Raw genomic sequence first — 1,280 nt, 5'->3', positions numbered from 1 at the left:
TGTGTAGTGGCAAGAGTGAGGCACGGGGTGAATGCGTGTGTGGTCATCGGGGGCGATAGGTGTTTATAATGGTCATGACGCCGACTGGTCATGGGGGGAAGGGAGTGCAACACGCGCCCGCCGTTGGGCTACGAGCCTGCGACGTAGAGGGGTCGGCCCCCTTCCACACTCATCCTCCAAGTCCGAACGGTATCCAGGGCCTGCCCGTGGCGTGAGCTCGCATAAGCAAGGTTGGACCGTATGCAGTGATGATCCTGTCATCGTTTCATTCCAGGAGTTCAACATGGTCGCCGTTGTGGGCATCGACGTTGCCAAACACACCTTCGATATCGCCACCCTCCAGCCCAACGGCAAGTACCGCACACGCAGCAGGCTGGCCAACGATCCCAGCGGCTTCGCCCAGTTGTGCGAGTGGCTGGAGAAACACGCCGGACCCGATGCCTGGATCGTCATGGAGGCGACCGGCATTTACCACGAGGCATTAGCCACCGGCCTGTTCGAGCGGGGCTATCGCGTCAGCGTGGTCAATCCGGCGCAGACCGCCGCCTATGCCAAGACTCAGCTGTCGCGGGGCAAGACCGACAAGACGGATGCCAAGCTGATTGCCGGCTTCGGTCAGGACCAACTGGCCAAATCGCGGCTGCGACTCTGGCAACCTGAACCGCCGGCCCAGAAGCGCCTGCGTGCGCTGGTGCGCCGTCTGGCGGACCTGCGCGAGATGGAACAGATGGAGCGCAATCGCCTGGAGAGCGCCGACGCGAATATCCAGGACTCGATCCACACCGTGCTGCGCCACATCGAGGAGGAAATCCGCCGCACCCTGAAGGCCATCGAGGATCACATCGACAACGATCCGGGCCTGCGCCAACGCAAGGAGCTGCTGACCAGCATCAAGGGCTTCGGCGACCAGACAGCCGCCCTGCTACTGGGCGAACTGGGGGATCCGCTGGCGTTTCGCAGCGCCAAGGCCGTGGCGGCCTTTGCCGGGCTGACGCCCAGGCCAGACCAATCGGGGGAGCATCAAGGGCCGACGCCCATCTCGCGCATCGGCTCGGGCTTCCTGCGCAGCCGGCTGTACATGCCGGCCATCTCGGCCATGCAGCACAATCCCGCCATCAAGGCCCTGGCGGAGCGCCTGAGGAGCCGTGGCAAGCGCGGCAAACAGATCGTCTGCGCGGCGATGCGCAAGCTGCTGCACATCGCCTATGGGGTGCTCAAATCCGGCCAGCCCTTCGACCCCAAACTGGCGCTTGCGCGGTAGGGAGCAAGACGGTATCTAC

General features: G+C 64.0%; 1 protein-coding gene. It reads left to right on the top strand.

Going from position 1 to position 1,280, the window contains the following annotated elements; all coding sequences use genetic code 11:
• Positions 1–283 precede the first annotated feature (283 nt).
• A complete protein-coding gene (locus tag PT85_RS16830) occupies positions 284–1,261 on the top strand; it encodes an IS110 family RNA-guided transposase (protein WP_039607300.1) in 978 nt (325 codons plus the stop codon).
• Positions 1,262–1,280: the final 19 nt, after the last annotated feature.

The sequence above is a fragment of the Pseudomonas flexibilis genome (genome assembly GCF_000806415.1).
In the GTDB taxonomy this organism is placed as follows: domain Bacteria; phylum Pseudomonadota; class Gammaproteobacteria; order Pseudomonadales; family Pseudomonadaceae; genus Serpens; species Serpens flexibilis.
Note: the sequence above shows the minus strand (reverse complement) of the source record. Positions and strands in the feature narration are given on the sequence as shown.

What these genes read in the sequence shown, in the direction of transcription:
- PT85_RS16830 (WP_039607300.1), top strand. Translation starts at nt 284, where the DNA reads ATGGTCGCCGTTGTGGGCATCGACGTTGCCAAACACACCTTCGATATC.